The sequence below is a fragment of the Gilliamella sp. LMG 34362 genome, from assembly GCF_984569125.1.
On the sequence record NZ_OZ474902.1, the window covers coordinates 88,217 to 113,244 of the forward strand.

General features: G+C 35.6%; 30 protein-coding genes. 7 read left to right on the forward strand and 23 right to left on the reverse strand.

What is annotated here, in order from left to right:
* Positions 1-12: 12 nt before the first annotated feature.
* The 16 genes from rplV to iscR form a co-directional block, all read right to left on the reverse strand.
* Positions 13-345, reverse strand: coding sequence for a 50S ribosomal protein L22 (gene rplV / locus AC5LWZ_RS00445; protein WP_034884235.1), 333 nt, complete (start codon positions 343-345; stop codon positions 13-15).
* A gap of 13 nt (positions 346-358) precedes the next feature.
* Positions 359-637, reverse strand: a complete 279-nt coding sequence (gene rpsS / locus AC5LWZ_RS00450) for a 30S ribosomal protein S19 (protein WP_024496505.1) — start codon at positions 635-637, stop codon at positions 359-361.
* Positions 638-656: 19 nt separating this feature from the next.
* Positions 657-1,481 carry a 50S ribosomal protein L2 gene (gene rplB, locus AC5LWZ_RS00455; RefSeq protein ID WP_034902376.1) on the reverse strand — a complete coding sequence of 275 codons (825 nt, stop codon included), beginning with the start codon at positions 1,479-1,481 and terminating at the stop codon, positions 657-659.
* A gap of 18 nt (positions 1,482-1,499) precedes the next feature.
* Positions 1,500-1,802: a 50S ribosomal protein L23 gene (gene rplW / locus AC5LWZ_RS00460; RefSeq protein WP_034885052.1), complete on the reverse strand. Its 303-nt coding sequence runs from the start codon at positions 1,800-1,802 to the stop codon at positions 1,500-1,502.
* On the reverse strand, positions 1,799-2,401 hold the full coding sequence (rplD, locus tag AC5LWZ_RS00465; RefSeq protein ID WP_034902381.1) for a 50S ribosomal protein L4: 603 nt from the start codon (positions 2,399-2,401) through the stop codon (positions 1,799-1,801). Before rplD ends, rplW begins: the two co-directional genes overlap by 4 nt.
* Before the next feature lie 16 nt (positions 2,402-2,417).
* Positions 2,418-3,044, reverse strand: a complete 627-nt coding sequence (rplC, locus tag AC5LWZ_RS00470; RefSeq protein WP_034902384.1) for a 50S ribosomal protein L3 — start codon at positions 3,042-3,044, stop codon at positions 2,418-2,420.
* 31 nt (positions 3,045-3,075) lie between these two features.
* On the reverse strand, positions 3,076-3,387 hold the full coding sequence (gene rpsJ, locus AC5LWZ_RS00475) for a 30S ribosomal protein S10 (RefSeq protein WP_006120582.1): 312 nt from the start codon (positions 3,385-3,387) through the stop codon (positions 3,076-3,078).
* Positions 3,388-3,744: 357 nt separating this feature from the next.
* The gene (locus AC5LWZ_RS00480; protein ID WP_086359420.1) at positions 3,745-4,680 is read right to left on the reverse strand and encodes a pseudouridine-5'-phosphate glycosidase; all 936 of its coding nucleotides are present in this window, start codon (positions 4,678-4,680) and stop codon (positions 3,745-3,747) included.
* Positions 4,677-5,768, reverse strand: coding sequence for a PfkB family carbohydrate kinase (locus AC5LWZ_RS00485; RefSeq protein ID WP_493463801.1), 1,092 nt, complete (start codon positions 5,766-5,768; stop codon positions 4,677-4,679). Before AC5LWZ_RS00485 ends, AC5LWZ_RS00480 begins: the two co-directional genes overlap by 4 nt.
* Positions 5,769-5,936: 168 nt before the next feature.
* Positions 5,937-6,275, reverse strand: coding sequence for an ISC system 2Fe-2S type ferredoxin (gene fdx, locus AC5LWZ_RS00490; RefSeq protein ID WP_065577886.1), 339 nt, complete (start codon positions 6,273-6,275; stop codon positions 5,937-5,939).
* Positions 6,276-6,289: 14 nt separating this feature from the next.
* Positions 6,290-8,149 (reverse strand): Fe-S protein assembly chaperone HscA, encoded by a 1,860-nt coding sequence (gene hscA, locus AC5LWZ_RS00495; RefSeq protein WP_493463802.1) that lies wholly within the window; start codon positions 8,147-8,149, stop codon positions 6,290-6,292.
* Between the two features lie 38 nt (positions 8,150-8,187).
* Entirely contained in the window at positions 8,188-8,706 is a 519-nt protein-coding gene (hscB, locus tag AC5LWZ_RS00500) for a co-chaperone HscB (RefSeq protein ID WP_158092460.1), read from the reverse strand.
* A 13-nt stretch (positions 8,707-8,719) separates the two neighbouring features.
* Positions 8,720-9,043: an iron-sulfur cluster assembly protein IscA gene (iscA, locus tag AC5LWZ_RS00505; protein WP_065577888.1), complete on the reverse strand. Its 324-nt coding sequence runs from the start codon at positions 9,041-9,043 to the stop codon at positions 8,720-8,722.
* The gene (gene iscU, locus AC5LWZ_RS00510; protein WP_034884104.1) at positions 9,043-9,429 is read right to left on the reverse strand and encodes a Fe-S cluster assembly scaffold IscU; all 387 of its coding nucleotides are present in this window, start codon (positions 9,427-9,429) and stop codon (positions 9,043-9,045) included. The genes iscA and iscU overlap by 1 nt, the downstream gene beginning before the upstream one ends.
* 16 nt (positions 9,430-9,445) lie before the next feature.
* The gene (locus AC5LWZ_RS00515; protein WP_065577889.1) at positions 9,446-10,660 is read right to left on the reverse strand and encodes an IscS subfamily cysteine desulfurase; all 1,215 of its coding nucleotides are present in this window, start codon (positions 10,658-10,660) and stop codon (positions 9,446-9,448) included.
* A 30-nt stretch (positions 10,661-10,690) separates the two neighbouring features.
* A complete protein-coding gene (gene iscR / locus AC5LWZ_RS00520) occupies positions 10,691-11,146 on the reverse strand; it encodes a Fe-S cluster assembly transcriptional regulator IscR (protein WP_065577890.1) in 456 nt (151 codons plus the stop codon).
* 163 nt (positions 11,147-11,309) lie between these two features.
* Between iscR and sltY the strand changes: the two genes are divergently transcribed.
* Positions 11,310-13,250 carry a murein transglycosylase gene (sltY, locus tag AC5LWZ_RS00525; RefSeq protein WP_493463803.1) on the forward strand — a complete coding sequence of 647 codons (1,941 nt, stop codon included), beginning with the start codon at positions 11,310-11,312 and terminating at the stop codon, positions 13,248-13,250.
* Positions 13,251-13,261: 11 nt separating this feature from the next.
* The gene (gene trpR / locus AC5LWZ_RS00530; protein ID WP_207463508.1) at positions 13,262-13,552 is read left to right on the forward strand and encodes a trp operon repressor; all 291 of its coding nucleotides are present in this window, start codon (positions 13,262-13,264) and stop codon (positions 13,550-13,552) included.
* Between the two features lie 38 nt (positions 13,553-13,590).
* Here trpR and robA read toward each other — a convergent pair whose 3' ends face one another.
* The 3 genes from robA to AC5LWZ_RS00545 form a co-directional block, all read right to left on the reverse strand.
* Entirely contained in the window at positions 13,591-14,511 is a 921-nt protein-coding gene (robA, locus tag AC5LWZ_RS00535) for an MDR efflux pump AcrAB transcriptional activator RobA (RefSeq protein ID WP_493463804.1), read from the reverse strand.
* 85 nt (positions 14,512-14,596) lie between these two features.
* The gene (nfuA, locus tag AC5LWZ_RS00540) at positions 14,597-15,175 is read right to left on the reverse strand and encodes a Fe-S biogenesis protein NfuA (RefSeq protein ID WP_065577966.1); all 579 of its coding nucleotides are present in this window, start codon (positions 15,173-15,175) and stop codon (positions 14,597-14,599) included.
* Positions 15,176-15,277: 102 nt separating this feature from the next.
* Positions 15,278-15,949, reverse strand: a complete 672-nt coding sequence (locus tag AC5LWZ_RS00545; RefSeq protein ID WP_493463805.1) for a phosphoribosyltransferase family protein — start codon at positions 15,947-15,949, stop codon at positions 15,278-15,280.
* 253 nt (positions 15,950-16,202) lie between these two features.
* Here AC5LWZ_RS00545 and AC5LWZ_RS00550 point away from each other — a divergent pair, with 253 nt between their 5' ends.
* Positions 16,203-16,772: a peptidylprolyl isomerase gene (locus tag AC5LWZ_RS00550; RefSeq protein WP_110446960.1), complete on the forward strand. Its 570-nt coding sequence runs from the start codon at positions 16,203-16,205 to the stop codon at positions 16,770-16,772.
* 76 nt (positions 16,773-16,848) lie between these two features.
* Here AC5LWZ_RS00550 and AC5LWZ_RS00555 read toward each other — a convergent pair whose 3' ends face one another.
* The 3 genes from AC5LWZ_RS00555 to pepB all read right to left on the reverse strand — a co-directional run bounded on the left by AC5LWZ_RS00555 (position 16,849) and on the right by pepB (position 20,164).
* Positions 16,849-17,880 (reverse strand): SEL1-like repeat protein, encoded by a 1,032-nt coding sequence (locus tag AC5LWZ_RS00555; protein WP_493463806.1) that lies wholly within the window; start codon positions 17,878-17,880, stop codon positions 16,849-16,851.
* Between the two features lie 340 nt (positions 17,881-18,220).
* Entirely contained in the window at positions 18,221-18,817 is a 597-nt protein-coding gene (locus AC5LWZ_RS00560) for a tetratricopeptide repeat protein (protein ID WP_493463807.1), read from the reverse strand.
* A 66-nt stretch (positions 18,818-18,883) separates the two neighbouring features.
* Positions 18,884-20,164 (reverse strand): aminopeptidase PepB, encoded by a 1,281-nt coding sequence (gene pepB / locus AC5LWZ_RS00565; RefSeq protein ID WP_493463808.1) that lies wholly within the window; start codon positions 20,162-20,164, stop codon positions 18,884-18,886.
* A gap of 101 nt (positions 20,165-20,265) precedes the next feature.
* On the opposite strand from pepB, the gene AC5LWZ_RS00570 reads away from it, so the two are divergent.
* Positions 20,266-21,030, forward strand: a complete 765-nt coding sequence (locus tag AC5LWZ_RS00570) for a tyrosine-protein phosphatase (RefSeq protein ID WP_306244046.1) — start codon at positions 20,266-20,268, stop codon at positions 21,028-21,030.
* A gap of 97 nt (positions 21,031-21,127) precedes the next feature.
* Complete coding sequence (gene ftnA / locus AC5LWZ_RS00575; RefSeq protein WP_086362683.1) at positions 21,128-21,649, forward strand: non-heme ferritin; 522 nt, start codon at positions 21,128-21,130, stop codon at positions 21,647-21,649.
* Positions 21,650-21,702: 53 nt separating this feature from the next.
* Here the strand turns inward: ftnA and AC5LWZ_RS00580 are convergent, their stop codons facing one another.
* Positions 21,703-22,320, reverse strand: coding sequence for a 4'-phosphopantetheinyl transferase family protein (locus AC5LWZ_RS00580; RefSeq protein ID WP_306244047.1), 618 nt, complete (start codon positions 22,318-22,320; stop codon positions 21,703-21,705).
* Positions 22,321-22,418: 98 nt separating this feature from the next.
* Between AC5LWZ_RS00580 and metC the strand changes: the two genes are divergently transcribed.
* Both metC and tilS read left to right on the forward strand, forming a co-directional pair.
* A complete protein-coding gene (gene metC, locus AC5LWZ_RS00585; protein WP_110446954.1) occupies positions 22,419-23,636 on the forward strand; it encodes a cystathionine beta-lyase in 1,218 nt (405 codons plus the stop codon).
* A gap of 11 nt (positions 23,637-23,647) precedes the next feature.
* Positions 23,648-24,952, forward strand: coding sequence for a tRNA lysidine(34) synthetase TilS (gene tilS, locus AC5LWZ_RS00590; RefSeq protein ID WP_493463809.1), 1,305 nt, complete (start codon positions 23,648-23,650; stop codon positions 24,950-24,952).
* Positions 24,953-25,028: the final 76 nt, after the last annotated feature.

Here is a 25,028-nt window from a genome sequence, read left to right on the forward strand (position 1 = left end):
CTATTCTCCAGCCTAGCGATCTGAGACGATCACGGTGATGTGACTCGTACGCTTCAAAATTCGATCTGCACGACCTTTCGCACGAGGCATAATACGCTTCATGGTTGGGCCTTCGTCTACGAAAATTTTCGCAACTTTCAGATCATCAATATCAGCACCATCGTTATGCTCTGCATTAGCAATAGCAGACTCTAATACTTTTTTAACAAGTACAGCCGCTTTTTTATTGGTGTACGTTAAAATATCAAGTGCCTGAGACACTTTTTTACCGCGAACAAGATCTGCAACTAAGCGAACTTTTTGTGCAGAAGAACGAGCGTGGCGGTACTTTGCAATTGTTTCCATCTCTTTCTCCTACTTATTTCTTCTTAGCTTTCTTATCCGCAGCGTGGCCGCGATAAGTACGAGTCGGCGCGAATTCACCCAATTTATGACCAACCATTTCGTCGGAAACATAAACTGGAACGTGCTGACGACCATTATGGACAGCGATGGTCAATCCGATCATGTTAGGAAAGATCGTTGAACGACGGGACCAAGTACGAATTGGTTTCTTGTCCCCGCTTTCCACCGCTTTCTCTACCTTCTTCAGCAAGTGTAGGTCAATAAAAGGACCCTTCTTGAGAGAACGTGGCATAGCTAATCCTCTATATTAATTATTTCTTATTGCGACGGCGAACAATATACTTATCAGTACGTTTGTTGCTGCGCGTTTTCAATCCTTTGGCTTTTTGACCCCATGGAGACACAGGATGTTTACCAAAGTTACGACCTTCACCACCACCATGTGGATGGTCTACCGGGTTCATTGCTGTACCACGAACAGTAGGACGAACACCACGCCAACGCGTTGCACCCGCTTTACCTAGTACGCGAAGCATATGTTCTGAGTTACCCACTTCACCAATAGTGGCACGGCAATCAGATAATACTTTACGCATTTCACCTGAACGTAGACGTAATGTTACATAAGCACCATCACGAGCAACGATTTGAACATAGCTACCAGCTGAGCGAGCAAGTTGTCCGCCTTTACCTGGTTTCATTTCAATATTATGCACGGTAGAACCTACTGGAATATTGCGCATTGGTAAACAGTTACCTGTTTTAATCGCTGCATCAACTCCAGATTGGATCTGATCACCTGCTTTTAAGCCTTTAGGCGCTAAAATATAACGACGTTCACCGTCTTTATATAGAACCAATGCAATATTTGCACTACGGTTCGGATCATATTCCAAACGTTCAACAACTGCTGGAATACCATCTTTATTACGCTTAAAGTCGACAATACGATAATGTTGTTTATGACCACCACCGATATGACGGGTAGTGATACGACCATTATTATTGCGACCACCAGTTTTGCTTTTTGTATCAAGCAACGGTGCATAAGGCTTACCTTTATGCAACTCTGGGTTAACCACTTTAACAACGTGGCGACGACCCGGAGATGTAGGTTTACACTTAACAACTGCCATTGTTCTTACTCCTCCGAATTACTCAGCGACGCCAGCAAGGTCTAAATTTTGACCTTCTGCTAAAGTAACGTAAGCTTTTTTCCAGTCGCTACGGCGACCGATTTGTTGACCACGACGTTTTACTTTGCCTTTAACAACAAGAGTATTAACGTCATCTACTTTGACTTCAAATAGTTGTTCAACTGCGGCTTTAATCTCTCTCTTAGTAGCATCTTTAGCAACTTTCAATACTAATGTATTTGTTTTTTCCATTGAAATAGATGCTTTTTCAGAAACATGTGGTGCTCGCAGGACTTTAAGCAGACGCTCTTCACGAATCATGCTAACATCTCCTCTACTTGTTTAACGGCATCAACAGTGATAACCACTTTGTCAAATGCAATCAAACTAACTGGATCAATACCTGCCACATCACGCACATCAACTTTATATAAGTTACGTGCTGCTAAGAAAAGATTTTCATCAACTTCAGAGGTAATGATTAGAACATCTTTTAGGTTCATATCATTTAATTTCTGAGTTAATAATTTAGTCTTAGGTGCTTCAACAGTAAATGTTTCAACCACGATTAAACGTTCTTGACGCACTAATTCAGAGAAAATACTCTTTAATGCACCACGATACATTTTACGGTTAACTTTTTGGCTATGATCTTGTGGTTTTGCTGCAAATGTTACACCACCACTACGCCAAATTGGGCTCTTAATAGAACCTGAACGAGCACGACCTGTGCCTTTTTGACGCCATGGTTTTTTGCCTGAACCAGCGATTTCTGCACGAGTTTTTTGTGCGCGAGAGCCTTGACGAGCAGCAGATGCATAAGCAACAACTACTTGGTGAACTAACGCTTCATTAAACTCACGTCCGAAGGTAGTTTCGGAAACAGAAAGCGCTTGCGCGTCTTTTACTACTAATTCCATCTCTATCTCCTCGACGTTAAGCCTTGATTGCCGGTTTAACAATTACGTCACTATTGATCGCGCCTGGTACTGCACCTTTAATTAATAAAAGGTTACGTTCAGCATCAACACGTACAATATCTAAGTTTTGAACAGTTACACGTTCATTACCTAAGTGACCTGCCATTTTACGACCTTTGAACACTTTACCTGGAGTTTGGTTTTGACCAATAGAGCCATGACCACGGTGTGCCAAAGAGTTACCATGAGTAGCATCTTGAGTGCGGAAATTCCAACGTTTAGTTACGCCAGCGAAACCTTTACCTTTAGATGTACCAGTAACATCAACTTTTTTAACGTCTGTGAAAATATCAACGTTAATGCTTTGACCTACAGTATATTCGCCTTCTTCAAAACGGAATTCCCATAGACCACGACCAGCTTCAACGCCAGCCTTAGCGAAATGACCTGCTTCAGGTTTGTTTACGCGGCTTGCTTTTTTGCTGCCGGTAGTAACCTGAATAGCTTGATAACCGTCATTTTCAAGTGTTTTAACTTGAGTAACGCGGTTGCTTTGAACTTCAACTACGGTGACAGGAATAGAAACACCCTCTTCGGTGAAGATTCGTGTCATTCCTACTTTACGACCGATTAAACCAATCATTGTTTCGACCTCTCAATCATTCAGCTTAGGATTAACCTAAACTGATCTGCACATCAACACCGGCAGCAAGATCTAGACGCATTAAAGCATCAACTGTTTTTTCAGTTGGCTCTACAATATCAACTAGACGTTTATGAGTGCGAATCTCATATTGATCACGCGCATCTTTATTAACGTGCGGAGAAATCAATACTGTGAAACGCTCTTTGCGTGTCGGTAATGGAATAGGACCACGAACTTGTGCGCCAGTGCGCTTCGCAGTTTCTACAATTTCAGCAGTTGATTGATCAATCAAACGATGATCAAACGCTTTTAACCGGATACGGATTCTTTGGTTCGACATGAGACCAGAGCTCCACTATTTAAAAGTTATAACAAAAGATTACTCCTCTTGCCCTGTTTCGATTGACAGGAGAGTGTAATCCGTTCTTTTCGTAACCCCCAAATCGGGGATATTGTTGATATAATTCAATATTTTGACATAAAGACTATATCTTTTTACGCATTTGTTTATTGAAAAATCAGCAAACAAAGTGCGACAATTATACGGGATTTATTTGCTAATGCAAGGAGTAATTATAAAAACTTGTGTATAATTATCTAATTGATTAGCTAATAATGAAACAGTAATCATAGTGATGCTGTTTCATTATTTAAAAGCAGTTTAGATTACAAAATACAATCTTTATTTGCATTAAATTTATTTACTATTGCAATAATTCATCGCAATTTCAGAAGCTAATTTTGCATTATTAAAGACTAGGTTGATATTTGCTTCTAAACTATCACCACCAGTTAATTCCACCACTTTTGCCAATAAAAATGGGGTAGTTTCTTTACCTTTAATGCCTTGTTCAACTGATTCTTTTAATGCTTTTTCAATTGCTGTTGAAATTAACTCTTCATCCATTGCATATTCTGATGGAATAGGATTAGCAACTACAACGCCACCATTTAAGCCTAAATCCCATTTTACCTTAATCATTTCAGCTATTTGTTTTGCACTATCTAGTTTGACACTAACATCAAATGGGCTGGTTCGACTAAAGAATGATGGTAGTTTATCAGTTTGATAGCCAACCACAGGAACACCAAATGTTTCTAGATATTCCATAGTTAAACCTAAATCTAAAATTGATTTAGCACCAGCACAAACAACTGCAACACTAGTATTCGCAAGTTCTTGGAGATCGGCTGAAATATCAAATGTATGTTCTGCCCCACGATGAACACCACCTAAACCACCGGTTGCAAACACACGAATACCGGCTAATTCAGCGATAATCATAGTTGCTGCAACGGTAGTTGCACCATTTTGTTTATTAGCTACAACTACTGGTAAATCTCGACGACTCACTTTAGTTACGTTTAATCCTTCTTTACCAAGAATTGTTATCTCTTCTTTTGACAAACCAGCTTTTAAACGACCATTAATGACAGCAATAGTGGCGGGTATCGCACCATTTTTTCTGACAATTTCTTCTACTTTTAATGCCGTTTCAACATTTTGTGGATATGGCATACCATGTGAAATAATGGTAGATTCTAATGCCACAACCGGTTGATTATTTTCAAGAGCTTGTTTAACTTCGGGCGAAATATCAAGATATTGATTATATTTAGACACATTGTTCATGAAAGGGACTCCAAAATATTTTGAACACAATTAATTGATAAATTAGGATTATTAGTAAATTCAGATGATAATGTTAATGCCGAACAAGCTTGACCAAATCGCACACTTTGATAAAAACTCAGTTCATTCAAGTAACCTTGAACAAGCCCTGCAAGCATGGCATCACCAGCACCAGTAACGCTGACAATATCAGTTGGAATGGATGCAGACCAACCACGATCACCATTGATTTCGCTATAATAAACACCATCAGCACCAGCACTAATTGCAATTCGTTGCACACCTTGCTGATGGAACCAGTCAACCACTTTAGGAATATCGTCATTGGTTTCGATTTTTATTCCACTTAAAATTTCAGCTTCTAATCGGTTAGGTTTTAAAGTATGAATATATGACAACCAATCTTTAATCTTATGAGATTTAAATGCAGATACAGTATCAACAAAAATAGGCACTTCTCCAGCATTATTAAACAGCCATGTTAATGCTTCTTGTTGCAAATTACAGTCGATAACCAGTAATTTAGCATGCTGAATTAATTGCTTAGATTCATTTAATAAACTTGGTGTTAGCTTGTTAATAATATCCATATCATTAATAGCTATCACCATTTCTCCTGATTCATCAAGCAGAGAGAGGTAAGTTGAAGTACTATCGCCTTTTATTACATGGCAATGCTCCATATTAACTCCTGCTTTTCGGGTATGTTCAATAAGCTGGGCACCATAAAAATCATCACCAATCATTGAGATAAGATGGGTATCAAGTCCTAAAAGCGCCAAATTTTCAGCAATATTTCGCCCCACACCACCAGGAGTACAACGAATCTTACCTGGATTAGAATCTTGATAAACTAATTTTTCATCTGAATATCCAGTCACATCCATGTTACAAGAACCAACAACAACTACATGATTATGTTCAGACAAAAGATAACCTTTTCCTTTTATATAACCTTTTTGAGTCAAAGTCATAATGTAACCAGCGACACTAGAACGGGTAATGCCTAACATTTCAGCAATCGCTTGTTGTTGGATGAAGGGATCTTTGCGAATAATCGTGAGGATCTGCTTTTCTCTTTTATTCATAAACACCTGTTTATTTTTAAGCATATGTTTAGACTACGACTATATCAGAATCGTTATTAAGTTAAAAGCAGTTAAGTAAATTAGGTAAAGAAAATGTGATAATTATCACAAGCAAAAAATTTGAGGAAAGGCGTTTTTACAGAATGATGTCGCCATGAAGGCGACTAATTAATGATCTTCTTTAGCATGATTTAGGCTATATCTTGGGATTTCCACTTCAAGATCTTCATTGGTCACCCTAGCTTGACAACTTAAACGACTATGAGGCTCGACACCCCAAGCTTTATCTAGCATATCATCTTCTTGTTCATCACTTTCTTCAAGTGAGTCAAATCCTTTTCGAACAATACAATGACAAGTTGAACATGCACAAGACATTTCACAAGCATGCTCTATTTCGATGTCATTGCGCAAAGCGACATCTAATATTGATTCGCCTTCTTCGGCCTCAACAGTTTTTCCTTCAGGACAAAGCTCAGCATTTGGTAAAAAGGTAATTTTTGGCATAATAATCTCATTGGTTAAATATCATCAACGCTATGCCCTGTTAAGGCATCTCGTATTGATCTATTCATACGTTTAGCAGCAAAGGTTTGTGTTGCGTTATCAACAATCTTTATTTGCTGCTCAATCAAAGAACAATCATCAGATTCCGTTGCTTGTTGTAATTGTTGTTTAGCATTCAAGATAAGATTAAGTTCTTCTTCATTTAATAAATCGGCATCTTTATCTAGAGCGGATTGTAATGTTTCAAGTACTCTGGCTGCCTCTACTTTCTGTTCGGCGAGCTTTCTTAGTTGTTTATCTTGATTTGCATAATTGATTGAATCTTGAATCATGCTAGCAATTTCATGTTCAGACAGTCCATAAGAAGGCTTAACTTGAATCGCCGCCTCAATCCCTGTCGATTTTTCCATTGCAGTGACACTCAATAAACCATCAGCATCGACTTGAAAGGTAACTCGAATATGCGCACCACCTGCAGGCATAGGAGGGATCCCTCGCAAAGTAAATTTTGCTAACGACCTGCAATCGGCAACACTTTCTCGTTCACCTTGCAAAACATGAATCATCATCGCCGTTTGACCATCTTTAAATGTGGTAAACTCTTGTGCACGAGCGCATGGAATTGTACTATTACGAGGTATAATTTTTTCAACTAATTCCCCCATAGTTTCAATCCCTAATGATAAAGGAATAACATCCAGCAATAACATGTCTGAATCAGGTTTATTGCCAACCAATATATCAGCTTGAATTGCTGCGCCAATAGCAACAACTTTATCAGGATCAATCGACGTTAATGGTTCTGTTTTGAAATAGTGACCAACTAATTGTCTTACTAATGGCACTCGAGTTGAACCACCGACCATCACCACTTCACTAACTTGATCAAAATCAATTTGCGCATCTTTCAACGCTCGGCGACAAACAGCCAATGTTCGTTTAACTAGAGGCTCAATTAAGTCTTCAAATTGTTTACGAGTTATTGTGAAAGACTGCCCTTCTATATTGACTAAAGCAGAATCTTGCTGACTTAGTGCAATTTTAATTTTAACAGCTTCATCAATAATTTTCTGGTTTATATATGGGTCAGAATTGTTATTTAAACCTAACTGTGTTTTTAAAAAATCAGCAAGTAATCGGTCAAAATCATCACCACCAAGTGCTGAATCGCCTCCAGTTGCTAAAACTTCAAATACACCTTTATGTAGGCGTAAAATAGAGATATCAAATGTACCACCACCTAAATCATAAACAGCAATAACACCTTCTTTACCTGAATCTAAGCCATAAGCGATAGCAGCAGCTGTTGGTTCATTCAGTAATCTTAAAACATGTAATCCGGCTAATTTAGCTGCATCCTTAGTTGCTTGTCTTTGCGCATCATCAAAATAAGCTGGAACTGTTATTACTGCACCATCAATCTCACCACCTAAGCTTTGTTTAGCTCGATCAACCAAAGCAATCAAAATCTCAGCTGAAACTTGTACTGGATTAACTTGTTGATTAGGTAAATTTAATAAAGGAACACCATTATCAGTTTGTGAAAAAGTATAAGGAAAGCGCGAACTATCAATATCAGTTAAGCTCCTTCCCATTAAGCGTTTTACAGAACTAACCGTATTAAATGGATCATTGGCTGCATTAGTTTTAGCATTTTTACCGATCGTAATAATAGTATTATCATCATGGTCTAGGCCATAATGCACAACAGATGGTAATAATGCATTACCGTCTAAATCAGGCAAAACTTCTGCTTGCCCGCTACGAACTGTTGCCACTAAAGAATTAGTTGTACCTAGATCTATGCCAATAGCTAATCGACGTTGATGAGGTTCTGGTGTTTGTCCCGGTTCACTAATCTGTAATAATACCATTTGATCTATCTCTAGTTGATGTGTTACTTAATCTTAAATTATAAAGCAAATTGCTTATCTTGTAACTTTTCGATCTGTTCAATCAATCTAGCCAGATAACGGATTTTATAGATTTGATTAACTGCACTTTGCCAATCTTGTTGGGACATATGTTGCAATAGCTGATGATAGACTTGTTTTTTTCGATGCGAAATTTCCGAATGAAAATCATCTAACAGATCAATATTATTCTGATTTTCAATATCGTCCAATTTTTCACGTAAACTAAATTGTTCCATTAAGAAATCGGCATCATGAATAATATTTTGCTCTGTTGCCACATCAAAACCTTGCAAAGATAAAAAATATTCAGCCGCTTTTATCGGATTTTTCAGGGTCTGATAACCATCATTGATCATCGCTGATTTCTGAATAATGGCCACTTTTTCATTATCATTTGCATTGGCAAAGTTATCGGGATGATATTGACGTTGCAATTGTTGATAATTGGCCGTTAACTGACCACTATCAATAGGTAATTGGATTGGTAATTGAAATAATTCAAAGTAATTAATCACAATTCATGTCCCATTAAACATTGAAGCTTTCGCCACAACCACATTCATTGCTAGCGTTAGGGTTATTGAATTTAAAGCCTTCATTTAGACCTTCTTTGACAAAATCAAGCTCTGTTCCATCAATATAAACTAAGCTCTTTTTGTCAACGATAACTTTGACATCCTTATCTTCAAAAACACTATCATCATCATTAATAATATCAGCAAATTCTAATACATAAGCCATTCCGGAACAGCCAGAAGTTTTAACACCTAACCGAAGCCCAACACCTTTACCTCTGTTAGCTAAAAAGGCCTGAACTCGATTTGCTGCGCTATCAGTTAATGTAATTGCCATTAACGTTGTCCTTTTTTAGTTTTATAGTCATCAATTGCTGCTTTGATGGCGTCTTCAGCTAAAATTGAACAATGAATTTTAACCGGAGGTAAAGCTAATTCTTTTGCTATATCAGTATTTTTGATTGCTTCAGCTTCATCTAATGATTTACCTTTAATCCACTCAGTCACTAATGAACTTGAGGCAATTGCACTACCGCAGCCATAAGTTTTAAATTTGGCATCTTCAATAATGCCATCATCATTAACTTTAATTTGTAATCGCATTACATCGCCACATGCTGGTGCACCAACCATACCACTACCAACATTTGGATCATTTTGATCGAAAGAACCTACATTGCGAGGATTTTCATAATGATCGACGACTTTTTCACTGTATGCCATAATTTACTCCTAATTTTTAATGGGCTGACCATTTAATTTTTGTTAAATCAACACCATCTTTAAACATTTCCCAAAGCGGAGAAAGATCTCTTAATTTACCGATAGAATCTTTGATTAATTTGATTACATAATCTACTTCTTCTTCTGTACTAAATCGACCAAATGAAAATCTTATTGAGCTATGGGCCAGTTCATCATTAAGTCCTAGCGCTCGTAATACATAAGATGGTTCTAAACTTGCAGAAGTACATGCTGAACCAGATGATACAGCTAAATCTTTCAGCGCCATCATGAGCGACTCACCTTCAATATAAGCAAAACTTACATTTAAAATGTTAGCCACACCATGCTCTAATGAACCATTAAGATAGACTTCTTCAATATCTTTTAATCCATTCCATAAACGAGTTTTTAGTGCTAAAAGACGTGGCATTTCTGTTGCCATCTCTTCTTTTGCTATACGGTATGCTTCACCCATACCCACAATTTGGTGTACCGGTAAAGTACCAGAACGCATACCGCGTTCATGTCCACCACCATGCATTTGGGCTTCAATACGTACTCGCGGTTTACGTCTAACATAAAGTCCACCAATGCCTTTTGGCCCATAGATCTTATGTCCAGAAAACGACATAAGATCAACTTTTAATTTGGTTAAGTCTATCGGTAATTTACCAACACTCTGAGTTGCATCAACATGAAATACAATACCTCTTTCACGACACATTTCACCGATTTTTTCGATATCCTGAATAACACCAGTTTCATTATTAACGTGCATAATTGATACAACAGTTGTGTCATTACGCATCGCTGCAGCCAGTTTATCAAGATCAAGAATACCATTTGATTCTGGTGCTAAATAAGTCACTTCATAACCTTCTCGTTCTAATTGACGACAAGTATCAAGTACTGCTTTATGTTCAGTTTTACAGGTAATAATATGTTTACCTTTAGCATGATTAAAATGAGCCGCACCTTTAATGGCTAAGTTATCTGCTTCTGTCGCACCTGAAGTAAAAACAATTTCACGTGAATCGGCACCAATTAAGTCAGCAATTTGATTTCGTGCAATATCAACTGCTTCTTCTGCTTGCCAACCAAATTTATGTGAACGAGAAGCGGGATTACCAAAAACACCATCGGGTGTTAAATACTGCATCATTTTTTCAGCTACTCTTGGATCTACAGGCGTTGTTGCTGCATAATCCATATAAATAGGTAATTTCATTAATTACTCCCAATTACAAATTCTGTATTTTTAATTAATTCTGTTTTGATGAAGATGACTTTGTCGATTAGAGACGGCTTTCACTTCTTGATTATTAACCAATTCGCTTAAAGTGATGCTGGTCAAAAAATCATTGATTCGTTCACTTAAGTCATTCCATAAGCTATGGGTAAGGCATCTTACACCGTTTTGACATCCGGTATTACCGTGGCATTTAGTCGCATGAACAGTTTCATCAACAGCTTTTACAATTGAGCTAATCGCAATTTGCTCCATACTACGGCCAAGTACATAACCACCACCAGGACCTCTAACACTTGAAACTAAACCATTTTTACGCAATCGCGAAAACAGTTGTTCTAAATAAGATAGTGAGATTTCCTGACGTTCTGAAATATCAGCAAGTGAAACAGGGCCTGATTCTGAATGCAGTGCTACATCTAACATAGCTGTCACTGCATATCGCCCTTTTGATGTCAATTTCATTAATCATTCCCCTATATTTAACAGTAAATATTTTATATATCCTTTATTTTTAGTCAAGTATTTAGTTGACTATTTTAGTGGGAATTAAGTTATCAGTTCTTCATCGACGAAATATACGGGAATATGCTAATCTAATAAGCTAATTTGATACAGGAGTTTAAGAATGAATTTAGTAATACGTTGGTGTTTGATATTAAGCATACTTTGGGCTAGAAGTGTGTTTGCGGAGCCTACTTTGAATGATTTGCGACAAAATTATCAAAAGTGGCAAAATACTTATCAATCATTAACTTTTGATGAACAACAAACATTACTAAAACAATTAAAAAACTATCCACTATACCCTTATGCTGCCGTGCAATTTTTTCAAAATAATATTACAACAGTATCACCACAAGCAGTGAGTGATTTTGCAAAAAAATATCACGATTTCCCATTAACATCGTCATTAACTCAAGCTTATATAACTGAGCTGGCTAATCGTCAAGACTGGAATGCTATTATCACTTTTCCTATAGATAATTCTATTGCCTCTAATTGCCGACAACAGTATGCAAAAATACAGCAACATCAAGACAAATCTGTGTTAGATAATGTCGAATCTCTATGGTTAACGGGTAAAGAATTGCCTTCAGCTTGTGATCCTTTATTAGATGAATGGTCAAAAAGTGGTAAACGCACAGCAAATCTTATTTTGTTACGTATAGAATTAGCTCTGGAAAACAACAATTTAAAATTAGCTCGCCATTTAACTAATTTACTAGATGATAACTATCAAACAACCAAAAATCATTTATTAGCTATTTTTGATAACCCGCGAAAAATAGAAGATTTTTCTAGAAATATTAAAACGAGTACCTTCACCCAAAAAATTGTCTTAGCATCTTACCCTCGGTTAGTTAAAGCCGACAAAAATGCGGCTGCGACATTATTACCACAACTAATTAAAAAACAAAATTTCACTGATGATGAGCAAATTAGATTACAACAAAGTTTAGCCAATAGTTATTTTAGTGATTCAGCAACCGCAGAACAGATCAAATGGCGGGATAATTATATTAGCAAAAGTCACGATTCAACTTTAGTTGAAAAACGTATTCGCATGGCTATTGATGCTAATAATTACAAAGATATTGCACATTGGCTAAAACAATTAACCCCAGAAGATCAATCAAAAGAAGAGTGGCAATACTGGCACGCTCGGGTATTACTCAATAACAATAAAACTAATGAAGCAAAACATATCTTAAAAAGTTTAACTAATAAACGTGGTTTTTATGGAATGGTAAGTGCACAAACTCTTAATCAACCATATAGTATCAATAATTTATCGAAAAAGATCCCGAGTACAGAAGTCAATACACTAAAAACCAAGTATGACCAGCAACCATATGTGATTAGAATCAAAGAATTAAGATTATTAGGTATGTTAGCAGAGTCAAAACAAGAATGGCGATATGCACTTAAAAACCAAGCAGCAGAAAATGAATATTTAGATTTAGCTAAATACGCTTATCAGAAAGGTTGGGGAGAACTAAGTATACAAGCAACAATATCAGGTAAATTATGGGATAATTGGACTGAACGCCTACCTATCATGTATAAAAACTTATATAATGATGCCTTGAAAGATAAAGCGATTCCATTATCTTATGCTTTAGCAATAACTCGGCAAGAAAGTGCATTTGACACAATGATACAATCTCCAGTTGGAGCCAGTGGTTTAATGCAATTAATGCCAGCAACAGCTAAGGAAACAGCCAAAAAAATCAGTAATATTACCTATTATTCACCAAGCCAACTATTTGAACCGACAACAAATATACAGTTAGGCACTTATTTTTTAAATAGCGTTTATTTACAAAATGATAACAATCGTATTTTATCCTCGGCGGCATATAATGCTGGTCCTGGCCGAGTAAAAAAATGGTTGAATAATAGTAATGGAAAACTTGATGCTATCGCATTTATTGAAAGTATTCCCTTTAATGAAACTCGAAATTATGTCAAAAGTGTATTAGTTTATGATTATATTTACCAATATATTTTAGGAAATCAACACCCTCATATACTGACAACAAACGAATTTAATAGACAATATTAATGGTGCATTACATGAAAACTAAAGAATGGAACCAAACGGTTGAAATATTACACCAAGCATTTAATAGCGGTTATTCATTAGATATATTGAAATTACTGATGACAGCTGATGAGCGGGATGCATTAATCACAAGAGTTAAAATTGTCCGTTCATTACTGGATGGCTCAATTAATCAGCGCCAACTTAAAGAGCAATTGAAAATTGGCATTGCCACTGTGACCAGAGGCTCGAATAGTTTAAAAGAAGCAACTCCTGAATTTAAAGTGTGGTTGGAAAACATTCTATTGAAATCAGATAAATAAAATAATAGTCAATATTTATAAAAACTAGTTAAAGTAGACTATAACAAGTTTGACTGGATATTGACTTCATCATCTGCAACCACAGGAACACAATAATCGCATTCCATAGTATGAATATCTTTAAAACATTTAATCGTATCATCATGATGATTATGATGAATCTCAATTAAACAGCTTGAGGTGCGTAACCGAACTTTCAATGCAGGCATTGCAGCTAAGTGGACTTGAGAAATAAAATCACTGAAATTTTCTAGCGAACCGATATATTTAAAACAAAGATATAAACCACCTTCATTAACAATTGGTTCTATATGCTCAAGATTATTATTATGATCTAAGGCAATTGTATATAAAAGTTCTTGTTCATTAGCATTATCTTTACTTTTCAAAATACGGCTAAAAGCAAAAATCTTATCCGGTAAACTGTCGCTATTGTGAGCATAATGAGATAAATAATTTTGAAAAAACTGCGATCTTAATTTATTTTCTTCATCTAAAATTTGACTCAAATTACAATTATTTTTGTAAGAGATCCCCCAAAAAGTTTGTTTCGGCATATTCACAAATTTAGGTTCAGGTAAAGAAAGTCGATTTTTATTTAATTCAATAGCAGGAGTTAATCCAGTAGGATCCCAAAATTCACCACGGCGATAACTTGCTGGTGTTTCATTAAATTGCTTTTTAAAAGAACGAGTAAAAGTTTGCTGCGAATCAAAACGATATTGCATAGCAATATCTAAAATAGGTTTACTTGTCATGCGCAAAGATAATGCCGCATAAGTTAATCTGCGGTGACGAATATAAGTACCAAGCACTTGACCAGTTACTTCTTTAAACATCCGTTGTAAATGCCACTTCGAATAACCTGATTTCTGGGCGACATTATCAATAGATAAGGGTTGCTCTAAATTTTTTTCAATCCAAACGATAAGATCTGAAATAATACTAATTTGATTCATATAACCCCATCATGATGTGAATTGGCAAACATTATGCGATTATGACTTAATCACAGCAATAAGCAAGATGTAAATCGAAAATTTTTTAACAATATGAATGGCTTCCAGCTTGATGTTCGGTAATATCTTTTACGCCAGCCAGTTCAGGGAATTCAGCAAGTAGCTGTTTTTCAATCCCCTCTTTTAAAGTGTAATCGACCATCGAACAACCATTACAACCACCGCCAAATTGTAATATTGCATAATTATCATCGGTTAATTCAACCAAACTCACATGACCTCCATGACTAGCTAATTGCGGATTAACCTGTGCTTGAATAACATAATTGACGCGTTCAATTAACGGCGCATCATCGGCAACCTTTTTCATTTTTGAATTCGGCGCTTTTAAAGTTAATTGTGAACCTAATTCATCTGTTACATAATCAATCACCGTTTCTTCTAAAAAAGGAGCGCTAATTTCATCAATATAAATAGCAAAACCTGCTTGTTGTTGTTCTTCTATATCGCTATCTTCTATAGTATCTGCTGGGCAATATGAAACCCCACATTCTGCCGATGGTGTGCCGGGATTAATAACAAAAACCCGAATTTGTGTACCATCAGGCTGATTAGCAAGTAATTTTTTAAAATGTTGTTGCGCTGATTCAGAAATGGTAATAATACACATAATCCCTCACTTTGACACGATTGACATTAATCATCACTAACATCATCGATAATAGTTGACTAACCTTGTTGGTCATTATAGGGGGTGTTTTAGATTTTACAAGATGGTGCGACATAAACAAACTACCTGAATATAGTTTGCCCCACAATGTTTTAACTGTTGGCTAATGGCATTTATGGTATTGCCGGTAGTAACAATATCATCAATAAGCATTATCGATTGATTGGTTAAATCATCGCGGCAACTAAATAAGGTTTCAACATTGGCTATTCGTTGCTTAAGCGATAGATACTTTTGATCGTGTGCCACTGACTTTCGTGATAACAGATAAGGTTGAAAATCACAATTAAGCCATCTGGCTATTGGTCTCGCTAATAATGCCGCTTGATTAAATCCTCTAGACCAATAACGAAAATGGTGCAATGGAACACAAGTTACAATATCTGGTTTAACCAAACCACTACTCAACCGTCGTTGATACCACGCTAAAAACATTAATCTAGCCAGAGCATTAGTTAACTCAGTTTTTCGATAAAATTTTAAATGTTGGATTAATCTTTTTAACGGTGCCATATATTCTGTTACAGCAATCATTTCATCCCAATTAGGCCGACTATCACGACATCGATAGCAGATTTTGGTTGATAATGAATGAGGAAGGCTACATTGATAACAAATCTTATTAAATTTTGGTAAGTTTTTAACACATTGACTACAAATCCCATGATGAGACAACACTAAAGGCATACTACATAAAATACATCGCATAATGATTCATCGCTTAGCAAAAAATTTTGAGAAACAGGTTTTTTATCTACAAAATAAGCTTAAAAATGGAAAGAAAATAGAAAATTAGCTCGCTAATAATATGAATTATAATAAATAAAAACTATTTTTTATCTATTAATCGCAACATTGGAATCTATCACGCAGAATTTTAGTTAATTATTTATATTAATCATTTCAATTCATCTAATATTCGGTATAATTTGCCCACTATTTTGGAGTAAGGATTTGTTAAATGAAAAAAATCAAACTATTACTTATATCATTACTATTAAGCCTTTTTTCAACTGTTGCTTTGGCTGATAGCAAAGTATTATTACAAACCAGTATGGGCGATATTGAAATTGAATTAGATAGCGAACATGCCCCAATTACCACGAAAAATTTTCTTGATTATGTCAATAGCGGTTATTATGAAAATTTAACCTTCCATCGAGTCATTCCTGAATTTATGATTCAAGGTGGTGGAGCGGATGATCAATTAAAATTCAAAGAAACTCAACAACCAATTAAAAACGAAGCCAATAATGGTTTAAAAAACGATCGTGGAACTATCGCAATGGCAAGAACCAATGCTGTAGATAGCGCAACTAGCCAATTCTTTATTAATGTTGTCAATAATGATTTTCTAAATTACCAATCACCAGACCAATATGGTTATGCTGTTTTTGGTAAAGTCATTAAAGGAATGGATGTCGTTGATAAAATTGTTAATGTCGCTACAAAACGCATGGGACCACATCAAAATGTCCCTGTTGAACCAATCTATATTAAAAAAGCAACTGTGATTGAAGATAAACAATAGGTTGTTCTAAAATTAATCAACACTTCAAGTAAACCACCTTAATGATTTAAGGTGGTTTTTTTATTAAATAATAGGATTATTTTTTTAATTTATTACAAGCTTCTACAAATCCCTGATCACAAGACTGTTTAAAATACTCATTAGCTAATGATTTGTTTTGCTTAATGCCATCGCCCTTATCATACATCAGCGCTAAATTGTATTGAGCATCAGGCACGCCTTGTTGTGCCGATTTTGTAAACCAATATACAGCTTTTACTTTATCTTGTTCTACACCATCACCTTTATCATACATAAACGCTAAATTGTTTTGTGCGAAGGGATGTCCTTTCTCAGCAGCTTTTGTATACCAATATATCACTTTTTGTTTATCTTGTTCTATGCCATCACCTTCATCATACATAAGCGCTAAATTGAATTGAGCATTAGATTCACCTTTTTCAGCTGCCTTTGTATACCAATATGCTGCCTTCTGTTTATCTTGTTCTACACCATCACCTTTCTCATACATAACCGCTAAATTGTTTTGTGAATTAGCATTACCGTGCTCTGCTGCTTTTGTATACCAATATGCAGCTTTTTGTTTATCTTGTTCTACACCATCACCTTTCTCATACATAATCGCTAAATTATATTGTGCGTTAGATTCACCTTTTTCAGCTGCCTTTGTATACCAATATAACGCCATTTGTTTATCTTGCTCTATGCCGTCTCCTTTATCATACATAAGCCCTAAATTATTTTGTGAATTAGAATTACCTTGTTCTGCTGCTTTTGTATACCAATATAACGCCTTTTGTTTATCTTGTTCTATGCCATCACCTTCATCATACATAACCGCTAAATTAAATTGTGCATCAGATTTACCTTTTGCTGCCGCTTTTTTGTACCAATATGCGGCCTTTTGTACATCTTGCTCTATACCATCACCTTCATCATACATAAGTCCTAAAATATATTGGGCTTCGGCATTACCTTGCTCCGCTTCTACTTTACATGGAGTGAAAGCCTCTTCATTACTCCCCATCAACCAATATATTTCGCATTCATTTGCATAACTTGAAAAAGAACACAGAATTAATAACCCAAAAGATACTAGTTTTTTCATTGTATTTCCTATACATGCTAAAATAGACACTACTATTTTTTATTTTATTCATTATATATAAATGTATGTATCAAAATAATCATTAGCATTAATTTTCTTAATTATCGCTCACAAATAATAAAGTTATTGTGTAATGAATAAACCTATAAAGAAGAAAGATTACTGATAAGATTATGACTGTCGAATTTAACATATAAGACCACGTCAAAATGCCCTTGTTGAACCAATCTATATAAAAAAAGCAACAGTGGTTGAAGATAAACAATAGTCTTTAAAATTAATAAATACTTCAAGTAAACCACCTTAGTGATTTAAGGTGTTTTTTTATTAAATCTTAGGATTATTTTTTTAATTCATCACAAGCAAGTTTTTCACCTTGATAACAAGACTGTTTAAAATAATTGTAAGCTAAAGATATATTCTGCTCAACTCCATCACCTTTATCATACATCAGCCCTAAATTATATTGAGCGAAAGAATCACCTTGCTCCGCTGCTTTTGTATACCAATATACCGCCTTTGATTTATCTTGCTCTATGCCGTCTCCTTCATCATACATAAGCGCTAAATTAATTTGTGCCATAGGTTCACCTTGCTCGGCTGCTTTTGTATACCAATATAGCGCAGTTTGTTTATCTTGCTTTATACCTTCACCGTGATAATACATAAACCCTAAACTCCATTGGGCGCCAGAGTCGTTTTGTTTAGCTGCTTTTTCATACCAAAATATAGCTTTTTGTTTATCTTCTCCAATACCTCTACCAAAATCATACATAAGACCTAAATAAAATTGTGCGTACGGGACACTGTTCATCGCTTCTTGTGTACATATATTAAACGCTTTTTCATAATTTTCTTGCTCATATTCTGTTTTACAATCATCCGCACAAACAACAAAAGAAAACAAGAGAGGCATAACTAATAATAACTTCTTCATAGTATTCCTTACATATTGATAAACATTTTTAAAATTCTATTCAATTAATCATAAAGTTATTCCAAATCATTTTAATACGGTTAACAAATTAGCTAGCGTTCTTACCCCAATACCTGTTGCACCTGTTGCCCATAAAGCGGTGGCACTTTTACGGAATGTCGCTGAACAGTCAATGTGTAGCCAATTTTGTTTATAATTTTTAATAAAATGAGATAAAAATGCCGCGGCAGTACTTGCACCAGCGGTATTTGGTAATCCAGAATTGGCCATATCAGCAAAAGATGATGGAAATTGACTACGATGAAAATCAGCTAATGGTAATCGCCAAAAAGCTTCATGTTCCACGAGGCTACTAGCTAATAACTGATTTGCAAAGAGATCATCAAACGAAAGTAATGATTGGTAATCGTTACCTACAGCAATTTTTGCTGCACCAGTAAGGGTTGCACAGTCAATAATATAATGAGGATTATCGTTGTCAGCACTAATTAATCCATCAGCTAAAACTAATCGTCCTTCCGCATCGGTATTATCAACTTCAACAGTTTTACCATTACGATATCGAATAATATCACCCAGTTTAAATGCCTTACCACTCACCAAATTATCAGCACAACACAGATAAAGTTTGATACGATGTTTAACACCTCGAGCAATAGCAAGTGCCAGAGCACCAGTTACTAATGCTGCGCCCCCCATATCCGATCGCATTGATTCCATAAAACTGCTTGGTTTTAAGCTATAACCACCAGAATCAAAAGTAATACCTTTACCGACTAAACAAGCAACAATTGGCGCTTTAGGATTTTTAGTCGGATTATAATCAAGCTCAAGCAACGCTGCCGGTCGTTCTGATCCTTTGCCAACCGTGTAAATACCCATATAATCCTGTTCTTTTAATGCTTCACCTGAAGTAATGTTATAGGTAATATCTGAGGAATAATTACTAATTAAGTTTGCACTTTGTGTTGCCAGTTCTAACGGGCTTAATGTTTCAGCTTGTTGATTAACAATATCTCGACACCAATCAATAATTGCGAGACGATATTTTAGTTCTTGCTTAACTTGACTATCAAGTTTGGCCCAACTTACTTTATTATTATTCTTAGCATTACGATAACCGAGCCAAAAATGCCAACAAGATTCTAAATCCCAATTATCACCACTAAGTTTAACTGACTTAATACCTTGATTATCTAGTTTTCGAGCAGCTCGCTGAATAGCTCCATGTCGATGGTCAGGTTGATAATGAATGGTAATGGCATCATCAGAAAAACTAAGTAAAGCATCTTTACCCCATTTAGATGGAGCAGGTTTTTCCGATAATAAGATAGATAAAGTCGACATAATAGATTCCTCAAGCAATAATAATGCAAAAACGATGAATCAATTCTAATCAGAAACATGTTAATATAGCAAGCAAAGTTAAGCAGAAATAAGGACCAATAATGACATCAGTTGTACCAATCCAAAATGGAATTAATTTTCGAGACTTAGGTGGTATTAAAACCAGTGATGGTCGCCAAATTCGTTCAGGAATGTTGTATCGTTCGGGGGAATTCTCTCGCCTTAGTGATGAGGAAAAAAAGTTCTTATCTGATGAGCTTAATTTACATTATGTATTAGATTATCGTGATCAACTTGAAATCGATCGTAATCCCGATAATCTTTGGAACAATAGCCAATATTTTAATATCCCAGCAAATCCATTAAGTGATGAAATTACGGCAAGCTTAGTTAGTGATGATATATTCGTACTTAAAAAATATTCGCCTTTGGATTTTATGATTAAACTCTATCAGCTATTACCATTTAATAATCCAGCTTATAAAAAATTAATATCAATATTACTTAATGCGAATGGCAAACCATTAGTACAGCACTGTGCAGTAGGTAAAGATAGAACTGGTGTCGGTGTCGCCTTAACCCTATTTGCATTAGGTGTCAGCGAAGACGTTATTATGCAAGATTATTTGCTTACCGAACAATATTTAAATGATTATCGCCAAACAATACTTAGCCAAAATAAAAGTAAATTATCAGCTGAAGAGTTTGAAAAACAAAAAATCATTTTTTCAGCTAAGCAAGAGTTTTTAACCGCTGCTATCGATGAGATTAAAAAACGCTATAACACAATAGATAATTGGTTACACCAAGAATATCAATTAGATAATAACAATAGAAAGATCCTTCAAGATATTTATCTAATTTAACTAATATAAGTGTATGAATAGCTATCATACACTTATCAATAATCACTTTATCTCAATAAAAAGTGAAATACTAAAAAAGCAATGTGAGGAAAATGAAATGTTAACCAACCAAATGGTCAAAAAACTCAATGACCAATTAAATCTAGAATTCTATTCTTCTAACCTTTACCTACAAATGAGCGCATGGTGTGATGATCAAAATTTTCCTTCGTTTGGAAAATTTTTAAGAGATCATGCTAGCGAAGAACGACAACATATGGAACGCTTATTTGATTATGTGTTAGATTGCGGTGCATTAGCGCTTATTGGCAAAATTGAAGCACCAGAATCAGAATATAAATCACTGCTTGATGTGTTTAAAGCGGCATATCAACATGAACTTAAAATTACCAAAGAGATAAATGAGCTTGTTGACTATGCTTTAACCCAAAAAGATTTCTCAACATTTCACTTTTTACAATGGTACGTTGCTGAACAACATGAAGAAGAAAAACTTTTTAAAAGCATTGTTGATAAACTGGAATTAGTTGGTGAAAACAAACGAGATTTATTCTTTATGGATAAAGATTTTAATAAAACATTAAGTGAGTCTGGTTTACTTGCTTCCAGCGCAGAATAAATTAATAATATTAATCTGCTGCAACCATCATGGTGTAGCAGATGATTATCCTGTTAAGATTGCAAAATAAAATCTGTAATAGGTTTATTATGATTCACCGCAAGATGAACTGATTCTACTTGCTGATATTGATAATAAAAATCCTGTCCAAATGGCGCACTAATCAGCTGTTTTTCAACATCTATTTTTACTGATTTTATTTGCCAAACACCTTTCGCATATAATTTAAGTGCAGATTCTTTTAATGTCCAAAGTTGCCAAAATGCCGCTAATGCATCCGATTGTTTTAATATCCATTGGTATTCTTCATTAGCAAAATAATTTTTGGCGACACTCAGATAATTTTTACGCTGCCTAGCAACTTCAATATCAATCCCAACTCTACCATTTAAGGATATGGCAACTGCCACCCAATCTTTACTATGACTGATATTAAAATCAGGCAGGTTATGTTGTAAAAAGCAAGGACGGCTATTATCACCAATAATGATGGGTGGCAAAGTATCAATATCACAATACTGTTTAAGTAAACTAGCTAAAATTGAACGACAAACTAAAAACTGTTTTTTTCGTGAACCACTTAATGACTCAGCATCATTAATGATTTTTGGTGATAATAATGAATAGTTCACTTCTGTCGTATCTAAATGAGCAAGTTGAGCAATTAACATTTTATGTAAGCCAATTTAAACAAAAATTATTTTTTACTATTTTAACAGCATGCTATGCTAACTGTTATCGAAATTTATCGGTTCACTAAGGATGCATCATGTCATTACAAACAAAATTAGTTCATGCTGGTCGAAAAAAACGTTATACCCAAGGTGCTGTTAACTCCGTTATTCAGAGAGCATCATCGCTTGTTTTTGATTCATTAGAAGCGAAAAAAGACGCGATGGAAAATCGAGCCAAAGGCGGATTATTTTATGGTCGACGCGGTACCTTGACTCATTTTGCCTTACAAGATGCCATGGTCGAAATTGAAGGTGGCGCAGGTTGTTATCTTTATCCTTGTGGTGCCGCGGCAATTGCGAATGCTATCTTAGCTTTTGTCAAATCAGGTGATCATATTTTGGTTTCAGAAGCCAGTTACGAGCCAACGCAAGAATTTTGCGAACATATATTAAAAGATTTTGGTGTAGAAACCGATTATTTTTCACCCTTGATTGGTCGCTATATTACTAATCATATTAAACCCAATACCAAAGTAGTATTTCTTGAATCACCAAGCTCAATCACTATGGAACTGCATGATGTGCCAGCGATAGTTAAAGCTATTCGCAGTGTTAATCCAGAAATTGTCATTATGATGGATAATACTTGGGCTGCTGGTGTTTTATTTAAAGCATTAGAGCATGATGTTGATATCTCTATTCAAGCCGGTACTAAATATTTAATTGGCCACTCTGATGCTATGTTAGGTACTGCGGTTGCTAATCAACGATGTTGGGATCAATTACGTGAACGTTCTTATTTAATGGGACAAATGTGTGATGCTGATACCGCTTATATGGCAGCACGGGGATTAAGAACCTTAGCGGTCAGGTTAAAACAACATCACGAAAGTGGACTAAAAGTGGCTAACTGGTTAGCAAATCACCCCAAAGTTGCCACGGTTAACCATCCTGCATTAGCAAGCTGTAAAGGGCATGAATTTTTTAAACGTGATTTTAGTGGCGCTAGTGGCCTATTTTCGTTTGTACTTAAAGATCATTTGAGCGAAGTGCAATTATCTGATTTTTTAGATAATATGACTCACTTCTCGATGGCTTATTCATGGGGTGGATTCGAATCATTGATTTTAGCCAATCAACCTGAAGATCTTGCGAAAATACGTCCAGTATCAGGAGTGGATTTCACAGGTACATTAATTCGATTACATATTGGCCTTGAAGATCCTGATGATTTAATCGCCGATCTGGCTGCTGGCCTAGATCGAATCAATCTACACAAAAATAAGGTTAATGCGTTACAAAGCTTAGTATAAATGGATAGCACATGAGCCATCAAAATCAAACCCAAATAGACAATATTGTTGAGCAAACTATTTTACAACATCTAAACGGTCGGCAATCGTTATTGGTTGCCTTTAGTGGTGGTGTCGATTCAACCGTATTAATGCAAGCATTAGTCACCTTAAAGCAACGGCTACAAAATTTACAACTAAGAGCAATTTATATTCACCACGGTTTAAGTAAAAATGCCGATAATTGGGCTGAACATTGCCTGAGACAATGCCAAACGTGGCAAGTGCCATTGATTATTGAAAAAGTAAAACTTAATCGTAGTGCTGGCAATATTGAAGAACAGGCCAGAGAAGCCCGTTATCAAGCCATTTATCAACATTTAAAAAGTGATGAGTTGTTATGTACGGCACAACATCTTGACGACCAATGTGAAACTTTCTTCCTAGCCTTAAAACGTGGTAGTGGCCCAACAGGCTTATCCGCTATGCCTCTGGAAAATGGCCAACATCTTAGACCATTATTAACGATCTCTCGCCAAGAAATTGAACAATATGCCAATCAACATCTATTAAGTTGGATTGAAGATGAAAGTAATCAAGACGACCATTATGATCGTAATTTTTTACGCTTAAAGGTAATGCCAATACTTAATCAACGTTGGCCACATTTTTCACAAATGGTGGCTCGTAGTGCTGAATTATGTCAACAGCAAGAAGCTTTAATTCATGAGCTGTTATTGGCTGAATTTGAGCAAATTATTGGTAATGCTAAACAACTCAATATTCAACCTTTACGGGATTATTCTGAATACAAACGTAATGCAATATTGCGAATGTGGTTTAGAGAGCAACATATCGGCATGCCAAGTCAAAAGCAACTGTCGTTAATTTGGCAAACCGTTATTCAAGCTAAAGAAGATGCCAATCCACAATTTATTTTGCATAATCGACAGATTCGCCGCTATCAAAACCAACTCTATTTATTACCTTTATATCAAGATATTGAACAGCAAATCCTGCCATGGGATTTAGCTACGTCACTCACTTTGCCTGATAATTTAGGCCATTTACAGCCTAATTATCAAACTGATCTAATCTGTCGTTTACCACAAAAAGATGAAACGGTTTCGGTGCGTTTTCATGCGCAAGGTCAATTTCAAATTGTGCAGCGCCAAGGATCACGATCGATAAAAAAACTGTGGCAAGAACACCATATTCCGCCTTGGATGCGCACTCGTATTCCTTTAATTTACTATAATGAACAATTGATTACTGCCGTTGGGGTATTTGTTACCGAGCAAGGTAAAGGATCACAAGTTGGTTTTAATCTAAAATAAATCATAAAAATAAAATGTGCTTGAGTCTAATTGACACGAAATCGAATTCAATCCAATCATACTAACCTGAATTGGA

Excerpts from the sequence above, each read along its gene's own strand:
- rplV (WP_034884235.1), bottom strand. The coding sequence starts at position 345 with ATGGAAACAATTGCAAAGTACCGCCACGCTCGTTCTTCTGCACAAAAA.
- rpsS (WP_024496505.1), bottom strand. The coding sequence starts at position 637 with ATGCCACGTTCTCTCAAGAAGGGTCCTTTTATTGACCTACACTTGCTG.
- rplB (WP_034902376.1), bottom strand. The coding sequence starts at position 1,481 with ATGGCAGTTGTTAAGTGTAAACCTACATCTCCGGGTCGTCGCCACGTT.
- rplW (WP_034885052.1), bottom strand. The coding sequence starts at position 1,802 with ATGATTCGTGAAGAGCGTCTGCTTAAAGTCCTGCGAGCACCACATGTT.
- rplD (WP_034902381.1), bottom strand. The coding sequence starts at position 2,401 with ATGGAATTAGTAGTAAAAGACGCGCAAGCGCTTTCTGTTTCCGAAACT.
- rplC (WP_034902384.1), bottom strand. The coding sequence starts at position 3,044 with ATGATTGGTTTAATCGGTCGTAAAGTAGGAATGACACGAATCTTCACC.
- rpsJ (WP_006120582.1), bottom strand. The coding sequence starts at position 3,387 with ATGTCGAACCAAAGAATCCGTATCCGGTTAAAAGCGTTTGATCATCGT.
- AC5LWZ_RS00480 (WP_086359420.1), bottom strand. The coding sequence starts at position 4,680 with ATGAACAATGTGTCTAAATATAATCAATATCTTGATATTTCGCCCGAA.
- AC5LWZ_RS00485 (WP_493463801.1), bottom strand. The coding sequence starts at position 5,768 with ATGAATAAAAGAGAAAAGCAGATCCTCACGATTATTCGCAAAGATCCC.
- fdx (WP_065577886.1), bottom strand. The coding sequence starts at position 6,275 with ATGCCAAAAATTACCTTTTTACCAAATGCTGAGCTTTGTCCTGAAGGA.
- hscA (WP_493463802.1), bottom strand. The coding sequence starts at position 8,149 with ATGGTATTATTACAGATTAGTGAACCGGGACAAACACCAGAACCTCAT.
- iscA (WP_065577888.1), bottom strand. The coding sequence starts at position 9,043 with ATGGCAATTACATTAACTGATAGCGCAGCAAATCGAGTTCAGGCCTTT.
- iscU (WP_034884104.1), bottom strand. The coding sequence starts at position 9,429 with ATGGCATACAGTGAAAAAGTCGTCGATCATTATGAAAATCCTCGCAAT.
- AC5LWZ_RS00515 (WP_065577889.1), bottom strand. The coding sequence starts at position 10,660 with ATGAAATTACCTATTTATATGGATTATGCAGCAACAACGCCTGTAGAT.
- iscR (WP_065577890.1), bottom strand. The coding sequence starts at position 11,146 with ATGAAATTGACATCAAAAGGGCGATATGCAGTGACAGCTATGTTAGAT.
- sltY (WP_493463803.1), top strand. The coding sequence starts at position 11,310 with ATGAATTTAGTAATACGTTGGTGTTTGATATTAAGCATACTTTGGGCT.
- trpR (WP_207463508.1), top strand. The coding sequence starts at position 13,262 with ATGAAAACTAAAGAATGGAACCAAACGGTTGAAATATTACACCAAGCA.
- robA (WP_493463804.1), bottom strand. The coding sequence starts at position 14,511 with ATGAATCAAATTAGTATTATTTCAGATCTTATCGTTTGGATTGAAAAA.
- AC5LWZ_RS00545 (WP_493463805.1), bottom strand. The coding sequence starts at position 15,949 with ATGCGATGTATTTTATGTAGTATGCCTTTAGTGTTGTCTCATCATGGG.
- AC5LWZ_RS00550 (WP_110446960.1), top strand. The coding sequence starts at position 16,203 with ATGAAAAAAATCAAACTATTACTTATATCATTACTATTAAGCCTTTTT.
- AC5LWZ_RS00555 (WP_493463806.1), bottom strand. The coding sequence starts at position 17,880 with ATGAAAAAACTAGTATCTTTTGGGTTATTAATTCTGTGTTCTTTTTCA.
- AC5LWZ_RS00560 (WP_493463807.1), bottom strand. The coding sequence starts at position 18,817 with ATGAAGAAGTTATTATTAGTTATGCCTCTCTTGTTTTCTTTTGTTGTT.
- pepB (WP_493463808.1), bottom strand. The coding sequence starts at position 20,164 with ATGTCGACTTTATCTATCTTATTATCGGAAAAACCTGCTCCATCTAAA.
- AC5LWZ_RS00570 (WP_306244046.1), top strand. The coding sequence starts at position 20,266 with ATGACATCAGTTGTACCAATCCAAAATGGAATTAATTTTCGAGACTTA.
- ftnA (WP_086362683.1), top strand. The coding sequence starts at position 21,128 with ATGTTAACCAACCAAATGGTCAAAAAACTCAATGACCAATTAAATCTA.
- AC5LWZ_RS00580 (WP_306244047.1), bottom strand. The coding sequence starts at position 22,320 with ATGTTAATTGCTCAACTTGCTCATTTAGATACGACAGAAGTGAACTAT.
- metC (WP_110446954.1), top strand. The coding sequence starts at position 22,419 with ATGTCATTACAAACAAAATTAGTTCATGCTGGTCGAAAAAAACGTTAT.
- tilS (WP_493463809.1), top strand. The coding sequence starts at position 23,648 with ATGAGCCATCAAAATCAAACCCAAATAGACAATATTGTTGAGCAAACT.